The organism is Stenotrophomonas sp. PA-6-5C (assembly GCF_021605635.1).
Lineage (GTDB): Bacteria > Pseudomonadota > Gammaproteobacteria > Xanthomonadales > Xanthomonadaceae > Stenotrophomonas > Stenotrophomonas lactitubi.
The window spans coordinates 1-1,718 of sequence record NZ_WKEE01000112.1; the positions used below are offsets into that span (position 1 = coordinate 1).

1 protein-coding gene is annotated in these 1,718 nt (G+C 67.9%); it reads left to right on the forward strand.

Going from position 1 to position 1,718, the window contains the following annotated elements:
* Positions 1 to 44: 44 nt before the first annotated feature.
* Positions 45 to 1,664: an EAL domain-containing protein gene (locus GIW57_RS23620; protein ID WP_236513152.1), complete on the forward strand. Its 1,620-nt coding sequence runs from the start codon at positions 45 to 47 to the stop codon at positions 1,662 to 1,664.
* The last annotated feature ends 54 nt before the right edge of the window (positions 1,665 to 1,718 follow it).

Here is a 1,718-nt window from a genome sequence, read left to right on the forward strand (position 1 = left end):
CCGCCCATGTGCCCAGCCCTGCACACCTCTCTGGAGCCCCGGTCATGAGCCGACTGCGGGTCATCATCGGCGGCACCGTACTGGCCGTGCTGGCCGCTGCAGTGCCGATCGCGGTCATGGTCTATGCCACCTGGGACCGCGCCGTCAGCGTCGAGCAACAGCGCCTGCATGCCATCGCCGAGCGCAGCCTGCGCCGTACCGAAGTGTCCTACCAGGAAGCACTGGCGGCATTGAAGTCGGCGGAGGCCACGGTGCTGCCTCCCTGCGGGGCCGAACACATCCAGCGCATGCAGACCCTGGTGATGACCACGCCGTCGTCCGACCAGATGGGCTACTTCGAGGGCGGCAAACTGCGCTGCACGTCGTGGGGGCCGTTCCAGCGGGATGTGGACCAGCCCACGCCGGACCACGTCACCAGCGATGGCGTCGGCATCACCGTGGACGTACGCCCCGAGGCGGCGGGCCGGCGGCCGATGCTGTCGATCATGTACGGGTCGTACGACGTGCTGGTCGACCCCCGTCGCTTCGTCGACGTCATCGTCGATCCAGACGTGCGGCTGGCCCTGGCAAGCCCGGATGGACGGCTGCTGACCCAGCAGGACGGCATGGACCCGACCCTGTTGCAGCAGTTGCTGCGCGAGCCCGGCGAGGGCCTGGACCGCAGCACCCTGTATGCCAGCGCACGCAGCGGTGAATGGCTGGCGATCGCCACCGCCCCGCGCACTGCGCTGGCAGCGACGTTCCGGCAGCAGGCGTGGTTGTTCGTGCCATTGGGACTGCTGATGGCCGCCGCCGGTGCCGGCCTGGTGATCTGGCTGTCGCGACGTCGGCTGTCGATGCGCGGCGAACTGGGCATCGCCATCCGCCGCCGCGAACTCTACCTGCACTACCAGCCGATCATCGAGCTGGATACCGGCATCTGCGTCGGCGCCGAGGCGCTGGTGCGCTGGCAGCGACCCGACGGCACGCAGGTGCGTCCGGACCTGTTCATTCCCTTGGCCGAAGAGGCCGGGATGATCGCCGCCATCACCGATCTGGTGATCGAGAACGTGGTTGCCGACATGCGTGAACTGCTGGCCGAGGATCGCAGCGCGCACATCGCCATCAACCTGGCGGCCGAGGACATCAGCAGCGGACGGGCGCTGAAGGTGATCTCGCAGCGCATGGCCGGCAGCGGCATCCTGCCGCAGCAGATCTGGCTGGAGGCCACCGAACATGGCTTCCTCGATATCGACCGTGCGCGCACCATGCTGGCGGCGGCGCGACGCGCAGGTCACAGCGTGGCCATCGATGATTTCGGCGTCGGCTATTCCAGCCTGCAGTACCTGCAACAGCTGCCGTTGGATGCACTGAAGATCGACAAGTCCTTCATCGATGCGATCGGCACCGAAAGCGCGACCAGCCCGGTCACGCCGCACATCATCGGCATGGCCCGCGAGCTGGGCCTGTGGCTGGTGGCCGAAGGCGTGGAAACCGAGGCGCAGCTGGCCTACGTGCACAGCCAGCACGTGCAGTTCGGCCAAGGCTGGTTGTTCTCGCGGCCGTTGCCGCGCGATGAGTTCATCGCCTTCCATCGCAAGCGCCAGCAGCAGTACGGCGCGGCGCGGGAGCACATGCAGAATCCGCGCAGCGTGCCGTTCGAGCGCGAGCAGGCGGGGGAGTAGTAGTCGGCGAACGGCGCAGCCCCTCGTGGTGGGTCGCGTAAAGCTGTTCGTGGG